Raw genomic sequence first — 21,154 nt, forward strand, 5'->3', positions numbered from 1 at the left:
ATCATTTCTCCATGGCTTCATAGACCAACTGCTTCAATGTCCGCTGCACGCGCTGGCGCTCGGTCGGGGTTTGCTCCAGCAGCACGAAGAACATGTCCTGCTTCGGGTCGATCACGAAATAGCAGCCGGAGGCGCCGTCCCACTTCAATTCACCGAGATCGCCTGGCGGCGGCGGCTTGGCGTTGCCGGGATCGGTGCGAACCGCGAGCCCGAGGCCGAAGCCAAAACCGTCGCCGGGGAAGTAGAAATAATCGCGCTCGACGCCCGAGCCCGGGCCGATCTGATCGGTCACCATCAGCTTGAACGTCTCGGGCTTGAGGATGGTCTTGCTGTCGAGGCTGCCGCCATTGAGCAGCATCTGCGCGAAGCGCTGGTAATCCGCCATGGTCGTGACCATGCCGCCGCTGGCGAACTGGATCTTCTTCACGACGGTCGGATCGTTGATCCGGCCGACGCGGAAATCGCTGTCATTCGGCACCGGCTGCGCCAGAAGCTTTTGCTTCTCGGGCGCGGTGACGAAGAAGCCGGTGTCGACCATGCCGAGCGGATCGAGCAGCTTTTCCCGCATGATGTCGATCAGCGGCTTGCCGGCCGCAACCTCCATCACACGCGCGAGAACGTCGGTGGAATGGCCATATTGCCAGAGCGCGCCCGGCTGGTTGTGCAGCGGCAGCTTTGCGAGGCGCTCGGCGAACTCGGCAAGGTCGAAATCGCCGGCATAGATATTGGCCTCGCGATAGGCTTTGCGCACCAGGCTGTCGCCATAGAAACCATAGGTGATGCCCGAGGTGTGCGTCATCAAATCGTGCACCGTCATCGGCCGGTTGGGCGGCACCAGTTCGAGCGATTTGGTGCCGTCCTCGGCCTTCTTCTCGACGCCGACTTTCACATTGGCGAAGGACGGAATGTATTTCGAGACGGGATCATCCAGCTTGATCTTGCCGTCCTCGATCAATTGCACCGCGACGACTGAGGTGATCGCCTTGGTCATCGAGAACAGGCGGAAGATGGTCTTGTCGGTGATCGGCGCCTTGCTGACCACGTCCTGCACGCCGAAGGCTTCGTGATAGACCGGCTTGCCATGCTGCTGGATCAGGATAGTTGCACCGGCGATCTTGCCGGTCGCGACCTCGTTCTTGAAGAAATCGCTAACCTTGGCGAGCTTGTCCTGATTGAAATGCGCGCCGGCTGGAATCTCGTAGATGCCCTCTGCCTGCGCCAGCGCCATTGCGCCAAACGACACCAGCGCGCCGCAGAGCAGCGCACGCAGTCCAGATTGTAAAATCATATCCCCTCCCCGGAACATGGTCCGGCGGAGTGTACCGACCGCGTCATCAGGCACAAGGGCTGCCGTACCGCGCCAAGGCGTCCGTGTGGAGGGCGGCGCTTGTCTCCGAGAAACAACAGAATATGACGCGGGTGACCAGCGGCGCGGCCGGCAGCGATTCTATGGTCCCATGGACCGCAATCTTCGCGGCTTGGTCGGCGGGAAAGCGATATACCCCGGTCGAGATCGCAGGGAATGCCAGCGAGTTCAGCCGATTGGCCTGGGAGAGCTCGAGTGAACGGCGATAACACGAGCGCAGCGCCTCTGCCTCGCCGCGGCCGCCGCCGTGCCAGACGGGACCCACCGCGTGGATCACATGGCGCGCGGGTAGACGATAGCCCTTGGTGATCCTGGCATCGCCGGTCGGGCATCCCCCGAGCGTCTGGCACTCGGCGAGCAACTCGGGGCCGGCCGCCCGGTGGATCGCCCCATCCACGCCGCCCCCGCCAAGGAGCGACGTGTTGGCCGCGTTGACGATGGCGTCAACGCTCAGTGTGGTGATGTCGGCAACGACGACCTCGAGATCGGCACCGCCGATCCGGTGCGTCAGCTCGGCCACCTATCAGGCCGCGACGACGACGCCCTTCTCGGAGAAGAGCTGCTGCAATTCGCCAGCCTGGAACATCTCGCGGACGATGTCACAGCCACCGACGAACTCGCCCTTCACATAGAGCTGCGGGATGGTCGGCCAGTTGGAGAAGGTCTTGATGCCATTGCGCAGTTCTGCGGATTCGAGGACGTTGAGGCCCTTATAGCCGACGCCGATATGGTCGAGGATCTGGACGACCTGGCCGGAGAAACCGCACTGCGGAAATTGCGGCGTGCCCTTCATGAACAGAACCACGTCGTTCGACTTCACTTCGTTGGCGATGAATTCCTCGATGCTCATATCCGTGTCCTTCTGGGGCCGAGCCCTCACCGATCGCTTCGGGCCGGCTCAGCCGATCTAACCCGATACCTGCCCATATATGTAGCCCAAACCGTTGTGCATCCAAAGTAAAATGGCGGAGACGCCGGCCTGCCGACCGGTCTCGAGCCCCCCGGTCCATAGTCTGATGACATCAATATCATCGCCGGAGAGGACTTTCATACCGTAACGGAGCCCCTATCTAGGACGAACCCTGGTTGTGGAACCGGGTAAGGCGAACAACGTTCTCTTGTCCTGTCTGGAGAAAACCGTGACGAAACCAGCTTCCGCTACGGCCACCGCCCCGCTTTCGTCACCGTCCAGTCAGGGCGGCCTCGCCCAGAGGCTGGAAGACGCGTTTATCGCCGTCCGCAATGAGACCGAACGCCGGGCCGCGCCGCTCTCGCCAGAGGACCAGCAGATCCAGTCCATGCCCGATGCGAGCCCGACAAAATGGCATCGGGCGCATACCACCTGGTTCTGGGAGCAATTTCTGCTCGGCGAGCACGCTGCGGGCTATCGGCCCTTCCACCCTGACTTCGCGTTCCTGTTCAATTCCTATTACGTCAGCGCCGGCCCGCGTCATGCCCGCAATCATCGCGGCGATATCACCCGTCCCAGCGCCGATCAGGTCGGCACCTATCGCAAATATGTCGATGCGGCCGTCGTCAAATTCTTCCGCGAGGCCGGCGCGGACACGCTTCGCGCGATCGCGCCGCTGGTCGAGGTCGGACTGAACCATGAGCAGCAGCATCAGGAATTGATGTTCACCGACATCCTGCACGCCTTTGCACAGAACCCGGTCTATCCGGCCTACGACCCCGACTGGCGCTTTCCCGCCGCGACCCGCACCGGTGATGACTGGCTGATGCTGAACGAAGGCATCCACACCGTCGGCCATGTCGACGACGGCTTCCATTTCGACAACGAGAAACCGGCGCATCGCGCCCTTGTCGGCCCGGTCAAGGTGGCGCGCAATCTCGTTACCAACGCCGAATGGCTCGCCTTCATGCGCGACGGCGGCTATGCGAAAGCAACGCTGTGGCTGATGGACGGCTTTGCCGCGGCCAGCAAGGAAGACTGGCAGGCCCCGGGCCATTGGCGCGAGGTCGATGGCGCATGGCAGGTCATGACGCTCGCCGGCCTCAAGCCGGTCGATCCCGACGCGCCGGTCTGCCACGTCAGCTATTACGAAGCCGATGCCTTCGCGCGCTGGGCCGGAAAGCATCTGCCGACCGAGATGGAGTGGGAGGTCGCTGCGCGCTCAGGCCAGCTCAACGACGCCTTCGGCATCGTCTGGCAGTGGACCCGCAGCGCGTACGCGCCCTACCCCGGCTACCGCGCCATCGAAGGCGCGCTCGGCGAGTACAACGGCAAGTTCATGGTCAACCAGCTGGTGCTGCGCGGCTCCTCGCTTGCAACCCCTGACGACCACAGCCGTATCACCTATCGGAACTTCTTCTATCCGCACCACCGCTGGCAATTCACGGGGCTGCGGCTGGCCGATTACGACTAGTTCTCATCCGACGATAAATGCGCGCCGGACAGCGCGTTCAGGAGAGTATCATGAATGTGCACGCCAGCGCTTTGGCCGAAGCCCATCTTCCCGACGAGCAGACCACCGCCTTCGCCCGCGAGGCCATCGAGGACCTCTCGCAGCAGCCGAAAAAGCTGTCGCCGAAATATTTCTACGATGCGACCGGATCGGAGCTGTTCGAGGCGATCACGCGCCTGCCGGAATATTATCCGACGCGCACCGAACTATCGATCCTGAAGGAGCGCGGCAGCGAGATCGCGACGATCATTCCGGAGCACGCAGCTCTGGTCGAGTTCGGCGCGGGCGCAACCACGAAGGTCCGCCTGCTGCTGGGCCAGTGCAAGTTCGCGGCCTATGTGCCCGTGGACATCTCCGGCGACTTCCTGAAGGCGCAAGCAAGCGGTCTGAAGCGTGACTTCCCGACGCTCGGCATCTATCCGGTCGCGGCCGACTTCACGACGCCGTTCGAGCTGCCACGGCAGGTCGCATCCATGCCCAAGGTCGGCTTCTTCCCGGGCTCGACCATCGGCAATTTCGAGCCGCATGAAGCGCAGGCCTTCCTGAAGAGTGCGCGCGCCATCCTGGGCCGGGGCGCGCAGATGATCATCGGCGCCGACCTCGAAAAGGAAGAGCGCGTGCTGCATGACGCCTACAACGATGCCGCCGGCGTCACCGCGCGCTTCAACCTCAATGTTCTCGTGCGCATCAACCGCGAGCTCGGCGGCAATTTCGACCTGTCGGCCTTCACCCATCGCGCGATCTACAACCGCGAGCGGCACCGCATCGAGATGCACCTGATCAGCAGGAAGAGCCAGACCGTGCGTCTGCTCGGCACCAGCTTCTCGTTCCGTCCAGGCGAGAGCATCCACACCGAGAACAGCTACAAGTACAGCCTCGAACGCTTCGCCACGCTGGCGCAGGGCGCGGGCTGGCGGGTGCGGGAGAGCTGGACGGATGCGGCGAAGATGTTCTCGGTGCACGCGCTGGAGGTGGCGGAGTAGGCCTCCGCGCCTACTCCTCGGTGTCCGCCCCCAGGGACACCGACTCCCACACCGCCACCACGATCATGATCGCGGTCGTCGCGACCGACAGCCAGAGCGGCGAGAGATCGGCGGCAAACCACCACAGCACCGCAAGCAGGATGATGCCCACGCCGTGCGAGAGCTGGAGGAAGCCGCGGATCGCGTGCTTGAACAGGATGGTGCCGATCAGGAACACCAGCGGTCCGCCGATCGTGCTCACGATTGTCCGGAGATCGGAATGGCCGCTCGGGTGCTTCAGCACCAGTTCGTCCGACACCGCGGTCAGGATGATGCCGGCGATGATCGGCATGTGCAGATAAGTATAGGCGAGCCGCGCCAGGCGGCCGGATTCGGCGGACTTCGAGATCAGCTCCGCACCGGCCTCCGCCCCCTTGTGGAAATAGATCCACCACATCGCGATGCTGCCGACCAGCGCGGAGACGAAGGCCAGGATGTTGGCCGAGGTCCATTCCAGCTCGGCAAAGGTCGCGCCGTTAACGACGACGGCTTCGCCGAGCGCGATGATAACGAAGAGAGAGCAGCGTTCGGCCATGTGGCCGCCCTCGACGGCCCATGCCTCGACCGACGAGAAGCCAAGCTTGGGAACCCAGAAGCGCGCCGCTGGCGAGATGTATTCCCAGGTGACGGCGGCAATCCACAGCCATAGCCGCGTCTCGCCCTCGGACAGGCCGCCGGCGATCCACAGCACCGCGGAGATCGCGAGCCAGGTCAGGATCCGAATCGCATTGTGCCGCACCGCCGTCCGGTGCGGTGGCGTTGCGAACAGCCAGAAGGCGGTTCGCCCGAGTTGCATCGCCGCGTAGGCGATCGCAAACCACAGGCCCCGCCCCTCGAACGCGGTCGGGATCGTCGTCGACAGCACGAGGCCGCCCAGCATCATCAGGAAGAGCATGACGCGGACTGGCGTCAGCTCGGGATTGAGCCAGTTGGTGACCCAGGCGGTGTAGACCCACACCCACCACACTGCGAGGAACAGCACGGTGACGTGCACCGCGCCCAGCGGCGTGAAATGGTGCAGCAGCGTGTGCGACACCTGCGTGACGGCAAAGACGAAGACGAGGTCGAAGAACAGCTCGACATTGGTGACGCGGCTGTGCTGGTTCGGCACGATGACACGAAACATCGCGCCGCGAGGATTGTCCGCAGCCATCATCCTTCCCCCGTGGCGCGATTAGATCAGGTCGCCCCGGGTCCGCCCGGCACCCCGGTTTGCAGCGCCAGCGCATGCAGCACGCCGCCCATCTGGCCGCGCAGGGACTGATAGACAATCTGGTGCTGCTGGACGCGGGACTTGCCGCGGAAAGATTCCGAGATCACGGTCGCGGCATAGTGATCGCCGTCGCCGGCGAGGTCACGGATGGTCACCTCGGCATCGGGGATCGCTGCCTTGATCATCGCCTCGATATCGTGGGCGTCCATGGGCATTCGGGTCTGGCTCCTTGTGGTCTCGAATCGCTGCCGGAGGTCCCCTCGCCGGCAGGCTCAAACTTAGCGTGAACGGCCTTCTACGTCACGCCTTCCGGCACTATATCCCTGATCCCATCAGGATAAAGGCACGACAAAGTGCCGCGCGCGGCAGATTGATCGAAAAGGCGTGAAATCATGAAGCTTCCAGGGCCCGACCACCCCATCACCATCACCCAGAACCCGAGGCGCGTCCGCGTCACGGCGGGCGACATCGTGATCGCCGAGACCGGCAAAGCGCTGACCTTGAAGGAGGCCAGATATCCGGCGGTGCAATATGTGCCGCGGGAGGACACCAACATGGCCCTGCTCGAGCGCAGCGACCGCGTCACCCATTGCCCGTACAAGGGCGACGCGAGCTATTACAGCGTCAAGGCCGACGGCAAGACGCTGGACAACGCGATCTGGACCTATGAGACACCCTTCCCCGCGATGACGGAGATTTCCGGCCATCTCGCCTTCTACCCGGACAAGGTGAAGATCGAGGAAGTGGGATAGTGGGAAAAGCTGTCATTCCGGGATGGTCCAGAGGACCAGGCCAGGAATGACAGCTTCGATCACGCCCTGAAGATCGTGAGCCCCAATATCAGCAGCACCAGGAAGATGACGACGAAGACGTAGAACAGGAAGCGGGCGATGTCGGCGGAGGCGGCCGAAATGCCGGTGAAGCCGAGCACGCCGGCCACGATCGAGATCAGCAGGAAGATCAGCGCCCATTTCAGGATCGTCATCGCCAACTCCGAATTGGTGCCGCTTGCCCGCGGCCCTCCACGCTTTTTTTCGCAGACGCTAACTTCGCTGAGCGGAACTGGTTCCTAATGCTGTCTGGCCTGAGACCTACTCAACGAGGCTTGCTGAATCCGGTCCCCGGCGGCACAGTCCCAATCGGGGACGGGAGCGCGGGGCGGCCATGATCACGATGTCACATTCAGCGACGATCGGCGCGGAAGCGCACGCCGCGCCGCAGAGCAAGGCGCGCAATTTGTCGCTCGATCGCGCCCGCACCTTCCTGACGCTGGTGGTGCTGCTGCATCATGCGGTGATTCCCTACACGCATTTCGGTCACACCGATCCGGCGTCCTTTGCCGGTTTCGACATGATCGTGCTTGCCACCGACAGCTTCTTCATGGCGATGTTCTTCTTCCTGTCGGGCCTGTTCGCCTGGTCTGGCATCGCCCGGAAGGGAGCGCGGAGCTATTTGGCAGATCGCCTGCTGCGGCTTGGCTTACCCTTCGCAATCTGTGCCCTTACGGTCATTCCTCTCGCCTACTACGCGATCTCCCTGCGAGAGCATCCCGAGATCGGTTTTGCGGAATTCTGGTGGAATATGGTCACGAAGGGCCCCTGGCCGAGCGGGCCGATTTGGTTCCTCTGGGTCTTGTTCGCCTTCGACCTGGTTGCCTGCCTGCTGCACAGGCTGTCACCCAATCTGCTCGATCCGATCAATCGCCTCTCGCTACATGGTCGCCGTCGGCCCGCCGCATTCTTCGCGGTCATGCTGGCGGTCACCGCCGCGTTCTACATTCCCGGGCGGGTTCACTTCGGAGCGAGCAATTGGTTCGAGTTCGGGCCGTTCTCGGTCCAGCACGGGCGCGTGATGCTCTACGCAACCTACTTCTTTTTCGGTGCCGGCATCGGCGTTGCGCAAATGGATCGCGGGCTGCTCGCTGTCGACGGCCGCATGGCAAAGGTCAGCTGGGACTGGATGGTACTGGCGATCGTTCCGTATTGCCTCTTGTGGGCGCTGATCTTCATCAAGCGCGAAATACTGGGCAACCCGTCCCCGTTACCGGACTGGTATGAAGCACTCTATGCCATCTGCTTCACTGTCTTCAGCGTGGCCATCATGTTTCTGATCCTGGCCATTTTCCAGAGATTCAAGCAATCAGGCTCAGCCAGGCTGCTCGATCCAATGCAGGGCGACGCGTTCGGCATGTTCCTGGTGCACTATCCGATCGCACTGTGGCTGCAATACTGGCTGTTCGACTATGACCTGCCGGCGATCGTCAAGGCCACGATCGGGTTTGTACTGACTGTCGCAGCGAGCTGGGCGCTGACGCGAGCGTTACGGCAGATCCCGGGCGCGTCGAAGGTGTTGTAATTGAGCCGAGTCATTTCGGGGCGATGCGTAGCATCGAACTCCGGTGCGCAATTGCGCACCATAGTTCGCGCGCCCCGGAATGACCATCAAGCCGCCTTCCCGCTCATATATTCCGGCAGCCAGCGCTCGAACGATTTGCGCAAACTGTCGATCGTAACCGGCGCATCGCCGGCGATCGCGATGGCATCGCCACCGGTGGTACCGATGCGCACGCAGGGCACCTCGCAGCCGCGCATCTTGGCGAGCACGCGGCCGGCTTCCGTCTCCGGCACGGTGACGAGATAGCGCGCCTGATCCTCGCCGAACCAATAGGCCTGCGGCACGAGCGCAGTCGGCGCCGCCAGTAGTTTTGCACCGATGCCGCTCGCCATCGCCATCTCGGCGAGTGCGATCAGGAGGCCGCCATCGGAGAGATCGTGCACGGCGGTCGCGGTGCCGCCATGGATCATGCCGCGCACGCAATCGCCGTTGCGCTTCTCCGCGGCGAGATCGACCGGCGGCGGCGCGCCCTCCTCACGACCGCAGATGTCGCGCAGGTACACCGACTGGCCGAGCCAGCCATGGGTCTCGCCGATCAGGAGGATCGCTTCGCCCTCGGCCTTGAAGGCCAGCGAGGCGGATTTGGTGAAATCGTCGAGCAGGCCGACGCCACCGATCGAGGGCGTCGGCAGGATCGCGCGGCCATTGGTCTCGTTGTAAAGCGAGACGTTGCCGGAGACGACCGGGAAGTCCAGCGTGCGGCAGGCTTCCGAGATGCCCTTCAGGCAGCCGACGAACTGCCCCATGATCTCCGGCCGCTCAGGATTGCCGAAATTGAGGTTGTCGGTGATCGCGAGTGGCTTGCCGCCGACCGCGGTGATGTTGCGCCAGGCTTCCGCCACCGCCTGCTTGCCGCCCTCGAACGGATCGGCCTCGCAATAACGCGGGGTGACGTCGACGGTGAGCGCCAGTCCCTTCGGCCCGTCGTCAACGCGCACGACGGCGGCATCGCCGCCGGGGCGCTGCATGGTGTTGCCGAGGATGACGTGATCGTACTGCTCCCAGACCCAGCGCTTGCTGCACATGTCGGGCGTGCCGATCAGCTTCTCCAGCGCAGGTCCGAGGCCCATCGGCGCCGGCACGTCGCGGGCATGCACGACCGGCAACGCGGCGGACGGCACATGCGGACGGTCATAGACCGGCGCCTCGTCGCCGAGCTCCTTGATCGGCAGATCGGCCATGACGTCGCCGCCATGCTTGACCACGAAGCGCTTGCTCGGCGTGGTGTAGCCGACAACGGCGAAATCGAGACCCCACTTCTTGAAGATGGCCTCGGCTTCCTTTTCCTTCTCGGGCTTGAGCACCATGAGCATGCGCTCCTGGCTTTCCGAGAGCATCATCTCGTAGGCGCTCATGCCGGTCTCGCGGGTCGGCACCGCGTCGAGATCGAGATCGACACCGAGGTCGCCCTTGGCGCCCATCTCGACCGCCGAGCAGGTCAGGCCCGCCGCGCCCATGTCCTGAATCGCGATGACGCAGCCCTTCTCCATGATCTCGAGGCAGGCTTCCAGCAGCAGTTTTTCGGCGAAGGGATCGCCGACCTGCACGGTCGGGCGCTTCTCCTCGGACTTGTCGTCGAACTCGGCCGACGCCATCGACGCGCCATGGATGCCGTCGCGGCCGGTCTTGGAGCCCAGATAGACGATCGGCATGTTCACGCCGGAGGCCGCTGCATAGAATATCTTGTCGGCATCGGCGAGGCCCACCGCCATCGCGTTGACGAGGATATTGCCGTCGTAGCGGGTGTGGAAGCGCACCTGGCCGCCGACCGTCGGCACGCCGAAGGAATTGCCGTAGCCGCCGACGCCGGCGACGACGCCGGAGACGAGGTGCCGCGTCTTGGCATGCTCGGGCGCACCGAAGCTCAGCGCATTGAGACACGCGATCGGCCGCGCGCCCATGGTGAAGACGTCGCGCAAAATGCCGCCGACGCCGGTGGTCGCGCCCTGGTAGGGCTCGATGTAGCTCGGGTGGTTGTGGCTCTCCATCTTGAAGACCACGGCCTGGCCGTCGCCGATGTCGATCACGCCGGCATTCTCGCCGGGGCCCTGGATCACCCAGGGCGCCTTGGTCGGCAGGCCGCGCAGATGGATGCGCGAGGATTTGTACGAGCAGTGCTCGTTCCACATCGCCGAGAAGATGCCGAGCTCGGTGAAGCTCGGCTCGCGCCCGATCAGCTTCAGGATGCGCTCGTACTCGTCGGGCTTGAGCCCGTGGGCGGCAACCAGTTCGGGGGTGATCTTGGGTTCGTTCTTCATGGATTCCAGGCTTTCGGCGGCGGTTTCGCCGTTCTTAGGAACATCCGGGGCTCGCGAAAAGCCCTTTATGGCGCATTTTCCCGCTGTCCCACATTTTGCGGCAAGCCGCCTGCAGGAACAGGAATTGCACGGCGCGGACGGATCGGATTTAAGGGCTGAAGACCCGCAATTGAAGGCCCATTTCCTTGCATGAATTGACCAAAGCACCCCCGCCCCGCCGCCCCAACCTCCACGTCGCCACCGAGGGCGAATTCGAGGGCTGGCGGACCTGGATTCGCGACAGTTTTGAGTCCCATGTCGGCCCCTTCTGGCACCGGATCGAGGCGGATGGCAGCGTCCGCAGCGCCTTCCGGGTCGAGAAGAAGCACCTCAACGGCTCCGGCAACGTCCATGGCGGCTGCTACATGGCCTTTGCCGACTATTCCCTGTTTGCAATCGCCACCCATGTCCTGGACAGCCGGGCCGTGACGACCAATTTTTCCTGCGAATTCCTCGACGCGGCACGGGAGGGCGAGCTCGTCGAATGCACCGGAGAGGTGAGCCGGGCCGGCGGTTCGCTGATCTTCCTGCGCGGCCAGATGATGTCCGGCGAGCGGCTGCTGCTCACCTTTTCCGGCACGATCAAGCGGATGAAGCGGAAGCCGCAGCCCCAGTCAAACGCATAGCTCGACGCCTTCCCTGTTCGCGCATCGAAGATGCGATACGGGTGAGGGCTTCGCTATCGCCGCTCACGCCGAAATCTGCTTCTCCGCGATCGACAGCCACTCGGCCTGCGCCTTGCGCAAATATTTCGGCGCGCGCCGCATCTGGATCAGGAGCTCGTTGAACACCATGCGTGCTTCGGCGCCGCGGCCGGCCGTTTGCAGCAGCAGGCCGTAGCGCACCCGCGCTTCGGCGCCGGGGAAGTAGCCGGCAAGCGCGTGATACTCCTCCAGCGCCTCGTCGAGACGCCCGACCTCCGCGAGCGCGCGGGCATAGAGCAGATGCGCGTCGGCGGAATCGAAATCCGGCCATTGCTTCTGAAGATCGTCCAGCGTCGCGAGCGCGTCAGTGGGGCGTCTGGCGGCAAACTCGGCTTGCGCCTTGCGAAGCGCATAGGCGGGATCGTGGCCCATCGGCAGTTTCAGAATGTGATCATAGTGCGCTTCCGCTTCGGCGAACCGGCCGATATTCGCGCACTCTTCCGCCAGCGCCGCGCGATTGGCGATGGTGTCAGTGCCAGCCAGCTGGTCGGATAGTTCGCGATAGCGCTTCTCCGGATCGAGCCGGTTGGCAACGCGCTGGCGCGCCTGTCGCGCGCCGGGGCTGGAGAACCATTCCGGAACGAGCTCCACCGCGATGTAGGCGAGCCCACCGATCAACGGCACCATCAGGATGATGAAGGCCCAGGGCTGCAACCGCCCGGTTCGCGAGGCGTGATAGATCAGCGTGATATCGAGCAACAGAACGACCAAAGCGACGGGCATGTGACATCCAGGAGCACAACGACAGCGCACGCTTCCTGATATCGCAACTGAAACGATGAAACAACTTTGAGTTGCCCGCCTCCGGAGGAATCGACGACCCAGGACGTGCGCCTTTGATGGCGACGATGATTCAGTCGTCTTAAATTCGATCGAGGTTCATGAGGCCGCAGCCAAAAGCTGCGATTACTTGGCGTCGTCCGCCAGCATTTTCCGATATTTTTCGACATCGCGCGTCACGAGCTGCTGCAGCAGTTCCGGCGCATGCTCGCCTGCATCGGGCGCGACGGTCGAAAGGTCGGCAAAGCGCTTCTTCACCGCATCGGTCTCGACGGCGGTGCGCGCGGCGGCGTTGAGCCTGGCGATGACGGCCGGCGGCGTGCCCTTGGGCGCGAACAGGCCGTTCCAGCCCTGCGCCTCGAATTCAGGCAGGCCGGCTTCCGCCGACGTCGGCAGGTCGGGCAGCGTGGCGAGGCGCACGGTCGAGCCGACCACGAGCCCCTTGACCAGTTTCTCGTTGATCGGCTGCGAGACCGAAGCTGCCGAATCGCAGACGCCGTCGATCTGGCTGCCGACGGCATCCGTCAGCGCGGGCGCCGCGCCGCGATAGCCGACCAGCGTCGCGTCGATCCCCGCTGACGTGACGAAGCTCTTGCAGATCAGATAGTTCGAGGAGCCGACGCCGGCATGGCCGAGATTGATCTTGCCGGGATTGGCCTTGGCGTAGGCGATGAACTCCTTCAGGTCCTTTGCCGGAAAATCCTTGCGCAGCGCGATGATACCGAATGTCTTCGCCACCATGGCGATCGGCACGAAGGACTCCGGCGTGAACGGCAGTTTTGGATAGATCGTGTAGGTCGCGGCATTGGTGCCGGCATTGCCGATCGCGATGGTGTAGCCGTCGGGCTCGGCGCGGGAGGCGCGCGCCAGCGCGGTCGAACCGCCGGCACCCGCAACGTTCTCGATCACGATGGTCTGGCCGAGCGCAATGCCCATCTGCTCGGCGACTGCGCGCGCGATCACGTCCGAGGTGCCTCCTGCCGCGAACGGCACGATCATGGTGATCGGACGCTTGGGGTAATCCTGCGCGAAGGCGCTAGTCGCGAGCGAAAATGACGCAAGCGTCAGCGCCGCGATCGCGGCGAGCGCCCGCTTCACCACGAACGGGATCACGCGGCCTTTTCCAGATGCTGGACAAGACCGGCGAACAGGCCGCGGCCGTCGGTGCAGCCCATGATGTCTTCGACGTGGTTTTCCGGATGCGGCATCATGCCGAGCACGTTGCCCTTGTCGTTGACGATGCCGGCGATCGACTGTGCCGCGCCGTTGATGTTGCTGTTATCATCCACCACGCCGTCGGCGGTGCAGTAGCGATAGAGCACCCGCCCCTCGCCTTCGAGCCGCTTGATGGTCTCTTCATCCGCCTCGTAATTGCCCTCACCATGCGCGACCGGCACGCGGATCACCTGCCCGGCATTGTAGCCGCGGGTGAACGGCGTGTCGGAACGCTCGACGCGCAGATGCACGTCGTGGCAGATGAATTTCAGCCGCGCGTTGCGCATCAGGACGCCCGGCAGGAGGCCGGACTCGCAGAGGATCTGAAAACCGTTGCAGACGCCGAGCACGAGGCCGCCCTTGGCCGCATAGTCGCGCACCGCGTCCATCACCGGCGCGCGGGCCGCGATGGCACCGCAGCGGAGATAATCGCCGTAAGAGAAACCGCCGGGCACCACCACGAGATCCGTGCCCGCAGGCAGCGACGTCTCGGCGTGCCACACCATCGCCGGCTCGCTGCCGGAGATCAGCCTCAGCGCACGCGCCATGTCGCGCTCGCGGTTGATTCCGGGAAAGACGAGGATGGCGGCTTTCATGGCAGAGGTTCCGACAGTGACGGGAATCGGGGCTGGCCAACAGGCCATTTCGTGAAGAGACATAACCATTTGACGGGGATTTTACCAGTGCTAGCCTCGGCAGAGGACCTTGTACACAGGCCCATGCACACAAGCTGTGGCCGCATGCCGTTTGGCCGCTCGATTTGCCCGGGATTGAAGCCATGAACGTCCCGTCGATGCCCACATCTCCCTCTGAGCCGGTGTCCACCGAAGGCGTCGTCGCGGCCGGCGCCTATGTCGACGGCCGGCGCATCGCCAATATCGCCATCAGCGAGGCCTCGAGCTGGCGGGCCAAGCCCGGCCACGTGGTCTGGATCGGCCTGCACGAGCCCGACATGGCGCTGCTCGGCGCGGTGCAGAAGCAGTTCGACCTGCACGAGCTCGCGATCGAGGACGCCAACCACGCCCATCAGCGGCCCAAGATCGAGCAATATGGCGAGGCCCTGTTCATCGTCGCGCGCACCGCGCAGCTGGTCGAGGGCCGCATCGTTTTCGGCGAGACCCACATCTTCGTCGGCGACGGCTATCTCGTCACCGTCCGCCACGGCGCCTCGACCTCCTACACCGCGGTGCGCGAACGCTGCGAGAGCTGCCCGCGGGCACTCGCCCGCGGCGAAGACTACATCCTCTATGCGATCCTCGATTTCATCGTCGACAATTACTCGCCCGTGCTCGAGAGCATCCACGACGAGGTCGAGGGCATCGAGGACGACGTGCTGTCCAAGCCGATCAGCAAGGCCCAGATCGAGCGGCTCTACATGCTGCGCCGAGACCTGTTGCGGCTACGCAATGCGATCGGGCCGCTGGTGGAGGTCTGCCGCCGGCTGGAGCATGACGAGCTGTCGATGGTGCGACAGGCCATGCAGCCGCTGTTCCGCGACGTCACCGACCACGTCCGCAACATCCAGGAGCGCATCGATTCCATGCGCGAGGTGCTGGCCTTCGCCTTCGAGGCGAGCCTGCTGGTCGGCCAGGCGCAGGAGACGGCGGTGTCCAAGAAGCTCGCTTCCTGGCTTGCGATCATCGCGATTCCGACCGCGCTCGCCGGCATCTACGGCATGAACTTCAAGCACATGCCGGAGCTGGAATGGGAGTACGGCTATTTCATGCTGCTCGGCGTAATGCTGACGGCCTGCACCGCGCTGTACTGGCGTTTTCGCAGCGTCGGGTGGCTGTAAAGGAATTGCCTCGTACCCCAGATGGAGCAAAGAACAATCTGGGACAGCGCTACCGCGGATAGCCCCGGAATTTCGCTTCACTCGATCCGGGCTACCAAGGCAGGCAGCCTAGCTCAGCAGCTCGACCCGATAGTTCTCGATCACGGTGTTCGCCAGCAGCTTGTCTGCGGCATCCTTCAGCGCGGCCTCCGCCTTGGCCTTGTCGGCGCCGGCGAGCTCGATGTCGAACACCTTGCCCTGGCGAACGCTGGCGACGCCGTCGACGCCGAGCGACTTCAGCGCGCCTTCGATGGCCTTGCCTTGCGGATCGAGGATGCCCGTCTTCAAGGTAACGGTAACACGTGCCTTCACGTCAAATCCCTCAGCTCTTCACCAGCACCGGACCGGAGCCCTGCGGACGCTCGTTCTCCATGAGGATGCCGAGGCGCTTTGCAACTTCAGTATAGGCCTCGAGCAGGCCGCCCAGATCCCTGCGGAAGCGGTCCTTGTCGAGCTTCTCGTTCGACTTGATGTCCCACAGACGGCAGCTATCCGGCGAGATCTCGTCGGCGACGATGATGCGCATCATCTCGTTCTCGAACAGGCGTCCGCACTCCATCTTGAAGTCGACGAGGCGGATGCCGATGCCGAGGAAGAGGCCGGTGAGGAAGTCGTTGACACGGATGGCGAGGGCCATGATGTCGTCGATCTCCTGCGGCGTCGCCCAGCCGAAGGCGGTGATGTGCTCTTCCGACACCATGGGGTCGTTGAGCTGGTCGTTCTTGTAGTAGAACTCGATGATCGAACGGGGCAGCTGGGTGCCCTCCTCGATACCGAGGCGCTGCGACAGCGAGCCGGCGGCGACGTTCCGCACCACCACTTCGAGCGGCACGATCTCGACCTCGCGAATCAACTGCTCGCGCATGTTGAGGCGGCGAATGAAGTGGGTCGGCACCCCGATGTCGTTGAGGTGCTGAAACAGGTACTCCGAGATCCGGTTGTTGAGGACACCCTTGCCCTCGATCACCTGATGCTTCTTCGCATTGAACGCGGTGGCGTCATCCTTGAAGTGCTGGATCAGGGTACCGGGCTCCGGGCCTTCATAGAGAACCTTTGCCTTGCCTTCATAAATGCGACGCCGACGGCTCATTGGGATGTACCGTGTTTTGTTGAAATCCATGAATTTGGTGTGCTCCGGTTACGAGGATTACGACCCACAGCGGAGCTGCCGTGAACGGCTGGGAACCCGTCTCGAACCCTTGGAAACAGAACGGGAACCAAACCTTCAGGCAACCTATCCGATTGGCTGACCGAGCACAATCGATCCGGCTCTCCAGCACCAACTTATACCGTCTCGCCTGCGGCTTAACGGCCCGTTGTTTTGCCGATATGTGCTATCTATGTAGGCATGCGGCCGGGCGGTCGCAACGGAAGGCCCCCGCTCCATTCAGAGGGATTTGGAACAAGGTATGAGCGAGTTCGACAAGCGCCAGGAAGGTTTCGAGAAGAAGTACGCCCTCGACGAGGAGCAGAAATTCAAGGCGGAGGCCCGCCGCAACCGGCTGCTCGGGCTGTGGGCGGCCGAAAAGCTCGGCATCTCGGGCGATGCCGCCACCGCCTATGCCAAGGAGGTGGTCGCGGCCGATTTCGAGGAGGCCGGCGATGCCGACGTCCTGCGTAAGCTCACGGCCGATTTTGCCGCCAAGAACGTCGCCGTCACCGAACAGGCGATCCGCGCCAAGATGAGCGAGCTGCTCGCGGTGGCAGCCGCCGAGGTGAAGGCGGGGAAATAATCCATTCAAACGAGCCGCCGACGCGTAACAACCTTGCGCGCCGGCGATCTTTTTCTGACGTCCCGTGGGGCCGAGACCTCCCGCCCGGCATAATTGCGGCGGATGGCGTCGAGCAGGCGCCCGGCGGCAGCGCTCAGAAAGCCGCCGCGACGCGTCACGAGGACGGTGTCCTGATCCGCGGCAAGATCGCCGACGGCGATCGTCGCGATCGAGGCCGCGCGCAACTCCTCAGCCACATGGCTTCTCGCCAGCAGCGCGAGACCGAAGCCGGCCTCCACGAGGCGCTTCTGCGCAGTGAGGCTGTCGACTGCCGTCCATTCAATTTCGCCCAGCCCTTGCGTAAGAAACAGCGCGAACACGTAGGCCGCGGCAATCTCGCGGCGGCCGCGCGTTTCCGGAAATGCGATCCAGCGTTCACCGCGAAGCTCGGCAAGCCGCTTCACGCGCTTGCCGGCCAGCGGATGCTCGGGCGCACAAACGACCTGCAACGCTTCGGTCAGCACCAGCTCGCAGGCGAGATCGCCGGCGCGGTCAGCGTTGTAGCGCAGGCCGATCGTGGCCTCGCCGCGCCGGATGAGATCGCTGACCTCCGCGCTGGTCGCCGTCCGCAAGGTCAGCGCAACGGCCGGATTCTCCCTGGCAAACTGCTTCATGACGGTCGACAGGCGGCCATCGGCGAGCGTTCCGGTCACGGCCAGCGAAATCGGCCCCGCATTCTGCTTGGTCAACGCGCGTATCGCCTGTTCGGCGTCCTGCGCCGCGGCCACCGCGCGCTCGGCATAGGGGATCAGCACGCGCCCGGCATCGCTGAGTCGGGTGCGGCCTGCAATCCGCTCGAACAGGCGCACGCCGAGCTCCTGCTCCAAGAGCGCGATACGGCGCGAAATCGCCGGCTGCGAACGGTGCAGGAATTTCGCGGCATTCGAGATCCCGCCCCTGCGATGAACTGCCAGGAAGGTATCGAGGGCGTCACTGTCCATCGCGTCCTCATGCAAAAAACTGATGTTATCTGCAAGAATAACAAATTTGGCGGATGGCGAAAATGCTCCTAGGGCTGCATCGACGGACAACACGGAGACGAGCCATGACGAACCAACTGGACAAGGCGACGGCGTTTCGCGCGCTGCACGAGCGGCCTGGCGCCTTCATCATTCCCAATCCATGGGATGCCGGTACGGCCAAGCTGCTCGCGGCGATGGGCTTCGAGGCCTTGGCAACCACGAGCCTCGGGGTCGCCAACATGCTCGGCAGCAGCGGCGTCAGTCTCGATGTGATCCTCGCCAACGCGCGCGCGATCGTCGAGGCCACCGACCTTCCGGTCAGCGTCGATCTCGAAAATTGCGGCGCAGATGAGCCGAAACGTGCCGCCGAAGCTATACTGCGTGCCGCCGAGGCTGGCGCCGTCGGCGGCTCGATCGAGGATTTCAGCGGCGACCGCGATCGCCCCATCTACGATTTTTCACATGCCGTCGAGCGCGTCCAGGCCGCCGTGGAAGTGACGCGCGCGCTGCCAATTCCATTCACGCTGACGGCGCGGGCCGAGAACTTCCTGCACGGCCGCAAGGACATCGACGACACAATTCGCCGCCTGCAGGCCTTCGAGGCCGCGGGCGCCGATGTCCTGTATGCGCCCGGCCTGTACGATCTCGCCACGATCCGGACGGTCGTCTCCTCGCTCAGCAAGCCGTTCAACCACGTGATGGGCTTTGCCGACCCGACGCTGACAGTCGGGCGATTGTCTACCGCCGGCGTCAAGCGCATCAGCGTCGGCGGCGCCATGTCACGCTACGCGCTCGCCGCATTCCTGAACTGCGCGCGCGAGATGAAGGACAAGGAATCCTTCACCTATGTTCGCGACATGGCTCCGGTCGGCGAGCTGCGTGAGGCCTTCGCGGCGGTCAGCCCTCCCTAAAGCCGTATTCCGGCACGTTGCCGCTGGCGCCGTAATATTTGTACGGCAGGAATTTGCCGCTCATGGTGATCTTGACGCGGTCGCCCTTCGGGTTGGCGACGCGCTCGATTCCCATGTCGAAGTCGATCGCGGACATGATGCCGTCGCCGAATTCCTCCTCGATCAGCGCCTTCCAGGCCGGACCGTTCACCATCACCATCTCGTAGAAGCGGTAGATCAGGGGATCGGTCGGCGGCATCGGCGCGCCGGTGCCGCGCATGGGCACCTCGTTGAGCATCGCAACTTCGGCCTTCGACAGGCCGAACAGCTCGCCGGCATTGGCAGCCTGCGGCTTCGTCAGCTTCATCTGGCCCATGATCGCACCGACGATCAGCACCTCGGAATAGCCACCGATCTTGTCGCAGATGTGCTTCCAGCTCCATCCCTTCTCGCGCTTGATGTCGAGCAGCTTTTCGGTGAGGTCTTCGCGTTTCATCTTAGGCTCCCTTCAGGCCGTCAGTCCGGGACTGGTCCCGGATATCCATGTCTGTCTTTGCTCTTCGCCACTCGCTGCGATCGTCAGCCCGGGCTTGCCGATCTGCACCAGCGGCACATTGCGCGGATCGTGACCTTGTGTCTCGGCGGCAAAAGTCTTGCTGCGCGTCACCAGGAAATCGATGATGTGGTTGCGCAGCGCGTAGTAGAGCGGATGGCGATGCAGATCGGTGCGGCCGCGATCCCGCGGCAGCGGGTTCTCCACGACCTCCGCCAGCACCGCGCCGGGACCGTTGGTCATCAGAAAAATCTTGTCGGCGAGATAGATCGCCTCGTCGACGTCGTGCGTGATCATGAACGCGGTCTGCCCGGTCTCCAGGCAAATGCGCCGGACCTCGTCCTGCAGCGTGCCGCGCGTCAATGCATCCAGCGCCGAGAACGGCTCGTCCATCAGCATCATCTTCGGCGTGATCGACAGCGCACGTGCGATGCCGACGCGCTGCTTCATGCCGCCCGACAGTTCCGAGGGCCGTTTGTGCTCGGAGCCGGTGAGGCCCACAAGGTCAATGAAAGTCTGCGCATGCGCCCGCACCTTGGCGCGATCCCAGCTCCGCCATTTCGAGCTGACGGCATAGGCGACGTTGCCGAGCACGGTGCGCCAGGGCAACAGCGCATGGCTCTGGAAGATCACGGCACGGTCGAGGCTGGTGCCGGATATGGCCCGCCCATCGACGATGACGGCGCCCTCGCTCGGCGCATCGAGACCGGCGAGGATGTTGAGCACCGTGGTCTTGCCGCAGCCGGAATGCCCGATCACGCAAGCGAATTCGCCGCGCGCCATCGACAGCCAGAGGTTCTCGAAGATGTTGGTCGTGGCGCCGCTCGCGCCGGGATAGCGCTTGGCGATGCCTTCGATGGAGATGAACTTGTCGGTCATGCCCTACTCCGGAAACGTGACCATGCGCGTGAAGCGCGCCAGGATCTGGTCGAGCAGCATGCCGACGATCCCGATCAAGAGGATCGCGATGATGACGTTGGTGATCGACAAATTATTCCACTCGTTCCAGACGAAATAGCCGATGCCGGTGCCGCCGACGAGCATCTCGGCGGCGACGATGACGAGCCAGGCGATGCCGATCGAAATGCGCATGCCGGTCAGGATCGTCGGTGCCGCGGCGGGGAGGATCACGGTGAAAGCGCGCCTGACGGTGCTGACCTCGAGCGTGCGTGCGACGTTGATCCATTCCTTGCGTACGCTGGCAACGCCGAACACGGTGTTGAGCAGCATCGGCCAGATCGAGCAGATGAAGATGACGAAGATCGCCGAGATCGAGGAATCCTTGATGGTGTAGAGCGCGAGCGGCATCCAGGCGAGCGGCGAGATCGGCTTCAGCACCTGGATGAAGGGATCCAGCGCCTTGCTGAGCAGCGGCGACATGCCGATCAGGAAGCCGAGTGGGATCGCGACCAGCACGGCGAGCAGATAGCCGGTGCCGACGCGCGCGATGGAGTAAGCGAGCTGGATGCCGAGCCCCTTGTCGTTCGGCCCGTTGTCGTAGAACGGCCGCTTCAGATGCTCCCAGAGCTTGGCGCCGACATCGAGCGGGCCGGGCATGGCGGATTTGCCTTGCGTCGCGGTCAGGCCCATCAGCTTGGCGTATTCCGGGCTCATCGTCGTGGTGGCGCCGGTCGAGCGCGTCGCAAGATGCCAGACGCCGAGGAACGCGGCGAGCAGCGCGATGGAGACGAGGCCGGCGCGGAGACGGAGGGAGGATGTCATCGCCTCA

Annotated in this window: 25 protein-coding genes; 9 read left to right on the forward strand and 16 right to left on the reverse strand. The window is 63.7% G+C overall.

What is annotated here, in order from left to right:
- Position 1: 1 nt before the first annotated feature.
- The 3 genes from IVA79_RS09525 to grxD are packed head-to-tail and all read right to left on the reverse strand — an operon-like array spanning position 2 to position 2,216.
- A complete protein-coding gene (locus tag IVA79_RS09525) occupies positions 2–1,288 on the reverse strand; it encodes a serine hydrolase domain-containing protein (RefSeq protein WP_247552228.1) in 1,287 nt (428 codons plus the stop codon).
- 46 nt (positions 1,289–1,334) lie between these two features.
- On the reverse strand, positions 1,335–1,886 hold the full coding sequence (locus IVA79_RS09530) for an O-acetyl-ADP-ribose deacetylase (RefSeq protein WP_247552230.1): 552 nt from the start codon (positions 1,884–1,886) through the stop codon (positions 1,335–1,337).
- A 3-nt stretch (positions 1,887–1,889) separates the two neighbouring features.
- A complete protein-coding gene (gene grxD / locus IVA79_RS09535) occupies positions 1,890–2,216 on the reverse strand; it encodes a Grx4 family monothiol glutaredoxin (protein ID WP_181769420.1) in 327 nt (108 codons plus the stop codon).
- A 238-nt stretch (positions 2,217–2,454) separates the two neighbouring features.
- On the opposite strand from grxD, the gene egtB reads away from it, so the two are divergent.
- Positions 2,455–3,750 carry an ergothioneine biosynthesis protein EgtB gene (gene egtB / locus IVA79_RS09540; RefSeq protein WP_247552231.1) on the forward strand — a complete coding sequence of 432 codons (1,296 nt, stop codon included), beginning with the start codon at positions 2,455–2,457 and terminating at the stop codon, positions 3,748–3,750.
- A 50-nt stretch (positions 3,751–3,800) separates the two neighbouring features.
- A complete protein-coding gene (gene egtD, locus IVA79_RS09545) occupies positions 3,801–4,772 on the forward strand; it encodes an L-histidine N(alpha)-methyltransferase (protein WP_247552232.1) in 972 nt (323 codons plus the stop codon).
- A gap of 10 nt (positions 4,773–4,782) precedes the next feature.
- On the opposite strand, the gene IVA79_RS09550 is transcribed toward egtD, so the two are convergent.
- Both IVA79_RS09550 and IVA79_RS09555 read right to left on the reverse strand, forming a co-directional pair.
- The gene (locus tag IVA79_RS09550; RefSeq protein WP_247552453.1) at positions 4,783–5,964 is read right to left on the reverse strand and encodes a low temperature requirement protein A; all 1,182 of its coding nucleotides are present in this window, start codon (positions 5,962–5,964) and stop codon (positions 4,783–4,785) included.
- A 26-nt stretch (positions 5,965–5,990) separates the two neighbouring features.
- On the reverse strand, positions 5,991–6,239 hold the full coding sequence (locus IVA79_RS09555) for a BolA family transcriptional regulator (RefSeq protein ID WP_247552233.1): 249 nt from the start codon (positions 6,237–6,239) through the stop codon (positions 5,991–5,993).
- A gap of 177 nt (positions 6,240–6,416) precedes the next feature.
- Here IVA79_RS09555 and IVA79_RS09560 point away from each other — a divergent pair, with 177 nt between their 5' ends.
- Complete coding sequence (locus IVA79_RS09560) at positions 6,417–6,776, forward strand: DUF427 domain-containing protein (RefSeq protein WP_247552234.1); 360 nt, start codon at positions 6,417–6,419, stop codon at positions 6,774–6,776.
- A gap of 59 nt (positions 6,777–6,835) precedes the next feature.
- On the opposite strand, the gene IVA79_RS09565 is transcribed toward IVA79_RS09560, so the two are convergent.
- Entirely contained in the window at positions 6,836–7,009 is a 174-nt protein-coding gene (locus IVA79_RS09565; protein WP_027548646.1) for a DUF1328 domain-containing protein, read from the reverse strand.
- 179 nt (positions 7,010–7,188) lie between these two features.
- Here IVA79_RS09565 and IVA79_RS09570 point away from each other — a divergent pair, with 179 nt between their 5' ends.
- The gene (locus IVA79_RS09570) at positions 7,189–8,379 is read left to right on the forward strand and encodes an acyltransferase (protein WP_247552235.1); all 1,191 of its coding nucleotides are present in this window, start codon (positions 7,189–7,191) and stop codon (positions 8,377–8,379) included.
- An 86-nt stretch (positions 8,380–8,465) separates the two neighbouring features.
- Here the strand turns inward: IVA79_RS09570 and purL are convergent, their stop codons facing one another.
- Positions 8,466–10,676 carry a phosphoribosylformylglycinamidine synthase subunit PurL gene (gene purL / locus IVA79_RS09575; RefSeq protein WP_247552236.1) on the reverse strand — a complete coding sequence of 737 codons (2,211 nt, stop codon included), beginning with the start codon at positions 10,674–10,676 and terminating at the stop codon, positions 8,466–8,468.
- Between purL and IVA79_RS09580 the strand changes: the two genes are divergently transcribed.
- Both IVA79_RS09580 and IVA79_RS09585 read left to right on the forward strand, forming a co-directional pair.
- Complete coding sequence (locus tag IVA79_RS09580) at positions 10,660–10,869, forward strand: hypothetical protein (RefSeq protein ID WP_247552237.1); 210 nt, start codon at positions 10,660–10,662, stop codon at positions 10,867–10,869. The two genes, purL and IVA79_RS09580, sit on opposite strands and share 17 nt — an antisense overlap.
- Complete coding sequence (locus tag IVA79_RS09585) at positions 10,862–11,341, forward strand: PaaI family thioesterase (protein WP_247552238.1); 480 nt, start codon at positions 10,862–10,864, stop codon at positions 11,339–11,341. Before IVA79_RS09580 ends, IVA79_RS09585 begins: the two co-directional genes overlap by 8 nt.
- Before the next feature lie 63 nt (positions 11,342–11,404).
- Here the strand turns inward: IVA79_RS09585 and IVA79_RS09590 are convergent, their stop codons facing one another.
- From IVA79_RS09590 to purQ, 3 genes are all read right to left on the reverse strand, one after another.
- Entirely contained in the window at positions 11,405–12,142 is a 738-nt protein-coding gene (locus IVA79_RS09590) for a tetratricopeptide repeat protein (protein WP_247552239.1), read from the reverse strand.
- Between the two features lie 183 nt (positions 12,143–12,325).
- Positions 12,326–13,312 (reverse strand): tripartite tricarboxylate transporter substrate binding protein BugD, encoded by a 987-nt coding sequence (locus tag IVA79_RS09595; RefSeq protein ID WP_247552240.1) that lies wholly within the window; start codon positions 13,310–13,312, stop codon positions 12,326–12,328.
- Positions 13,309–14,010: a phosphoribosylformylglycinamidine synthase subunit PurQ gene (gene purQ, locus IVA79_RS09600; RefSeq protein WP_247552241.1), complete on the reverse strand. Its 702-nt coding sequence runs from the start codon at positions 14,008–14,010 to the stop codon at positions 13,309–13,311. The genes IVA79_RS09595 and purQ overlap by 4 nt, the downstream gene beginning before the upstream one ends.
- 182 nt (positions 14,011–14,192) lie before the next feature.
- Between purQ and IVA79_RS09605 the strand changes: the two genes are divergently transcribed.
- Positions 14,193–15,209 (forward strand): magnesium and cobalt transport protein CorA, encoded by a 1,017-nt coding sequence (locus IVA79_RS09605; protein WP_247552242.1) that lies wholly within the window; start codon positions 14,193–14,195, stop codon positions 15,207–15,209.
- A 108-nt stretch (positions 15,210–15,317) separates the two neighbouring features.
- Here the strand turns inward: IVA79_RS09605 and purS are convergent, their stop codons facing one another.
- Both purS and purC read right to left on the reverse strand, forming a co-directional pair.
- Complete coding sequence (purS, locus tag IVA79_RS09610; protein ID WP_063195361.1) at positions 15,318–15,560, reverse strand: phosphoribosylformylglycinamidine synthase subunit PurS; 243 nt, start codon at positions 15,558–15,560, stop codon at positions 15,318–15,320.
- 10 nt (positions 15,561–15,570) lie between these two features.
- Entirely contained in the window at positions 15,571–16,338 is a 768-nt protein-coding gene (gene purC, locus IVA79_RS09615; RefSeq protein WP_173015815.1) for a phosphoribosylaminoimidazolesuccinocarboxamide synthase, read from the reverse strand.
- A gap of 319 nt (positions 16,339–16,657) precedes the next feature.
- On the opposite strand from purC, the gene IVA79_RS09620 reads away from it, so the two are divergent.
- Positions 16,658–16,981 carry a DUF1476 domain-containing protein gene (locus IVA79_RS09620; protein WP_247552243.1) on the forward strand — a complete coding sequence of 108 codons (324 nt, stop codon included), beginning with the start codon at positions 16,658–16,660 and terminating at the stop codon, positions 16,979–16,981.
- A gap of 5 nt (positions 16,982–16,986) precedes the next feature.
- Here the strand turns inward: IVA79_RS09620 and IVA79_RS09625 are convergent, their stop codons facing one another.
- Complete coding sequence (locus IVA79_RS09625; protein WP_247552244.1) at positions 16,987–17,961, reverse strand: LysR family transcriptional regulator; 975 nt, start codon at positions 17,959–17,961, stop codon at positions 16,987–16,989.
- 104 nt (positions 17,962–18,065) lie between these two features.
- Between IVA79_RS09625 and IVA79_RS09630 the strand changes: the two genes are divergently transcribed.
- Complete coding sequence (locus IVA79_RS09630; RefSeq protein ID WP_247552245.1) at positions 18,066–18,893, forward strand: isocitrate lyase/phosphoenolpyruvate mutase family protein; 828 nt, start codon at positions 18,066–18,068, stop codon at positions 18,891–18,893.
- Here IVA79_RS09630 and cynS read toward each other — a convergent pair.
- The 3 genes from cynS to ntrB are packed head-to-tail and all read right to left on the reverse strand — an operon-like array spanning position 18,880 to position 21,147.
- Positions 18,880–19,368 carry a cyanase gene (gene cynS, locus IVA79_RS09635; RefSeq protein ID WP_247552246.1) on the reverse strand — a complete coding sequence of 163 codons (489 nt, stop codon included), beginning with the start codon at positions 19,366–19,368 and terminating at the stop codon, positions 18,880–18,882. The genes IVA79_RS09630 and cynS overlap by 14 nt on opposite strands.
- 12 nt (positions 19,369–19,380) lie before the next feature.
- Entirely contained in the window at positions 19,381–20,304 is a 924-nt protein-coding gene (locus IVA79_RS09640; RefSeq protein WP_247552247.1) for an ABC transporter ATP-binding protein, read from the reverse strand.
- 3 nt (positions 20,305–20,307) lie between these two features.
- The gene (ntrB, locus tag IVA79_RS09645; protein ID WP_247552248.1) at positions 20,308–21,147 is read right to left on the reverse strand and encodes a nitrate ABC transporter permease; all 840 of its coding nucleotides are present in this window, start codon (positions 21,145–21,147) and stop codon (positions 20,308–20,310) included.
- Positions 21,148–21,154: the final 7 nt, after the last annotated feature.

It is taken from the genome of Bradyrhizobium sp. 138, from assembly GCF_023074075.1.
GTDB lineage: Bacteria > Pseudomonadota > Alphaproteobacteria > Rhizobiales > Xanthobacteraceae > Bradyrhizobium.

Excerpts from the sequence above, each read along its gene's own strand:
- IVA79_RS09525 (WP_247552228.1), bottom strand. The coding sequence starts at position 1,288 with ATGATTTTACAATCTGGACTGCGTGCGCTGCTCTGCGGCGCGCTGGTG.
- grxD (WP_181769420.1), bottom strand. The coding sequence starts at position 2,216 with ATGAGCATCGAGGAATTCATCGCCAACGAAGTGAAGTCGAACGACGTG.
- egtD (WP_247552232.1), top strand. The coding sequence starts at position 3,801 with ATGAATGTGCACGCCAGCGCTTTGGCCGAAGCCCATCTTCCCGACGAG.
- IVA79_RS09550 (WP_247552453.1), bottom strand. The coding sequence starts at position 5,964 with ATGGCTGCGGACAATCCTCGCGGCGCGATGTTTCGTGTCATCGTGCCG.
- IVA79_RS09555 (WP_247552233.1), bottom strand. The coding sequence starts at position 6,239 with ATGCCCATGGACGCCCACGATATCGAGGCGATGATCAAGGCAGCGATC.
- IVA79_RS09560 (WP_247552234.1), top strand. The coding sequence starts at position 6,417 with ATGAAGCTTCCAGGGCCCGACCACCCCATCACCATCACCCAGAACCCG.
- IVA79_RS09565 (WP_027548646.1), bottom strand. The coding sequence starts at position 7,009 with ATGACGATCCTGAAATGGGCGCTGATCTTCCTGCTGATCTCGATCGTG.
- IVA79_RS09570 (WP_247552235.1), top strand. The coding sequence starts at position 7,189 with ATGATCACGATGTCACATTCAGCGACGATCGGCGCGGAAGCGCACGCC.
- purL (WP_247552236.1), bottom strand. The coding sequence starts at position 10,676 with ATGAAGAACGAACCCAAGATCACCCCCGAACTGGTTGCCGCCCACGGG.
- IVA79_RS09590 (WP_247552239.1), bottom strand. The coding sequence starts at position 12,142 with ATGCCCGTCGCTTTGGTCGTTCTGTTGCTCGATATCACGCTGATCTAT.
- purQ (WP_247552241.1), bottom strand. The coding sequence starts at position 14,010 with ATGAAAGCCGCCATCCTCGTCTTTCCCGGAATCAACCGCGAGCGCGAC.
- IVA79_RS09605 (WP_247552242.1), top strand. The coding sequence starts at position 14,193 with ATGAACGTCCCGTCGATGCCCACATCTCCCTCTGAGCCGGTGTCCACC.
- purC (WP_173015815.1), bottom strand. The coding sequence starts at position 16,338 with ATGAGCCGTCGGCGTCGCATTTATGAAGGCAAGGCAAAGGTTCTCTAT.
- IVA79_RS09620 (WP_247552243.1), top strand. The coding sequence starts at position 16,658 with ATGAGCGAGTTCGACAAGCGCCAGGAAGGTTTCGAGAAGAAGTACGCC.
- IVA79_RS09625 (WP_247552244.1), bottom strand. The coding sequence starts at position 17,961 with ATGGACAGTGACGCCCTCGATACCTTCCTGGCAGTTCATCGCAGGGGC.
- IVA79_RS09630 (WP_247552245.1), top strand. The coding sequence starts at position 18,066 with ATGACGAACCAACTGGACAAGGCGACGGCGTTTCGCGCGCTGCACGAG.
- cynS (WP_247552246.1), bottom strand. The coding sequence starts at position 19,368 with ATGAAACGCGAAGACCTCACCGAAAAGCTGCTCGACATCAAGCGCGAG.
- IVA79_RS09640 (WP_247552247.1), bottom strand. The coding sequence starts at position 20,304 with ATGACCGACAAGTTCATCTCCATCGAAGGCATCGCCAAGCGCTATCCC.
- ntrB (WP_247552248.1), bottom strand. The coding sequence starts at position 21,147 with ATGACATCCTCCCTCCGTCTCCGCGCCGGCCTCGTCTCCATCGCGCTG.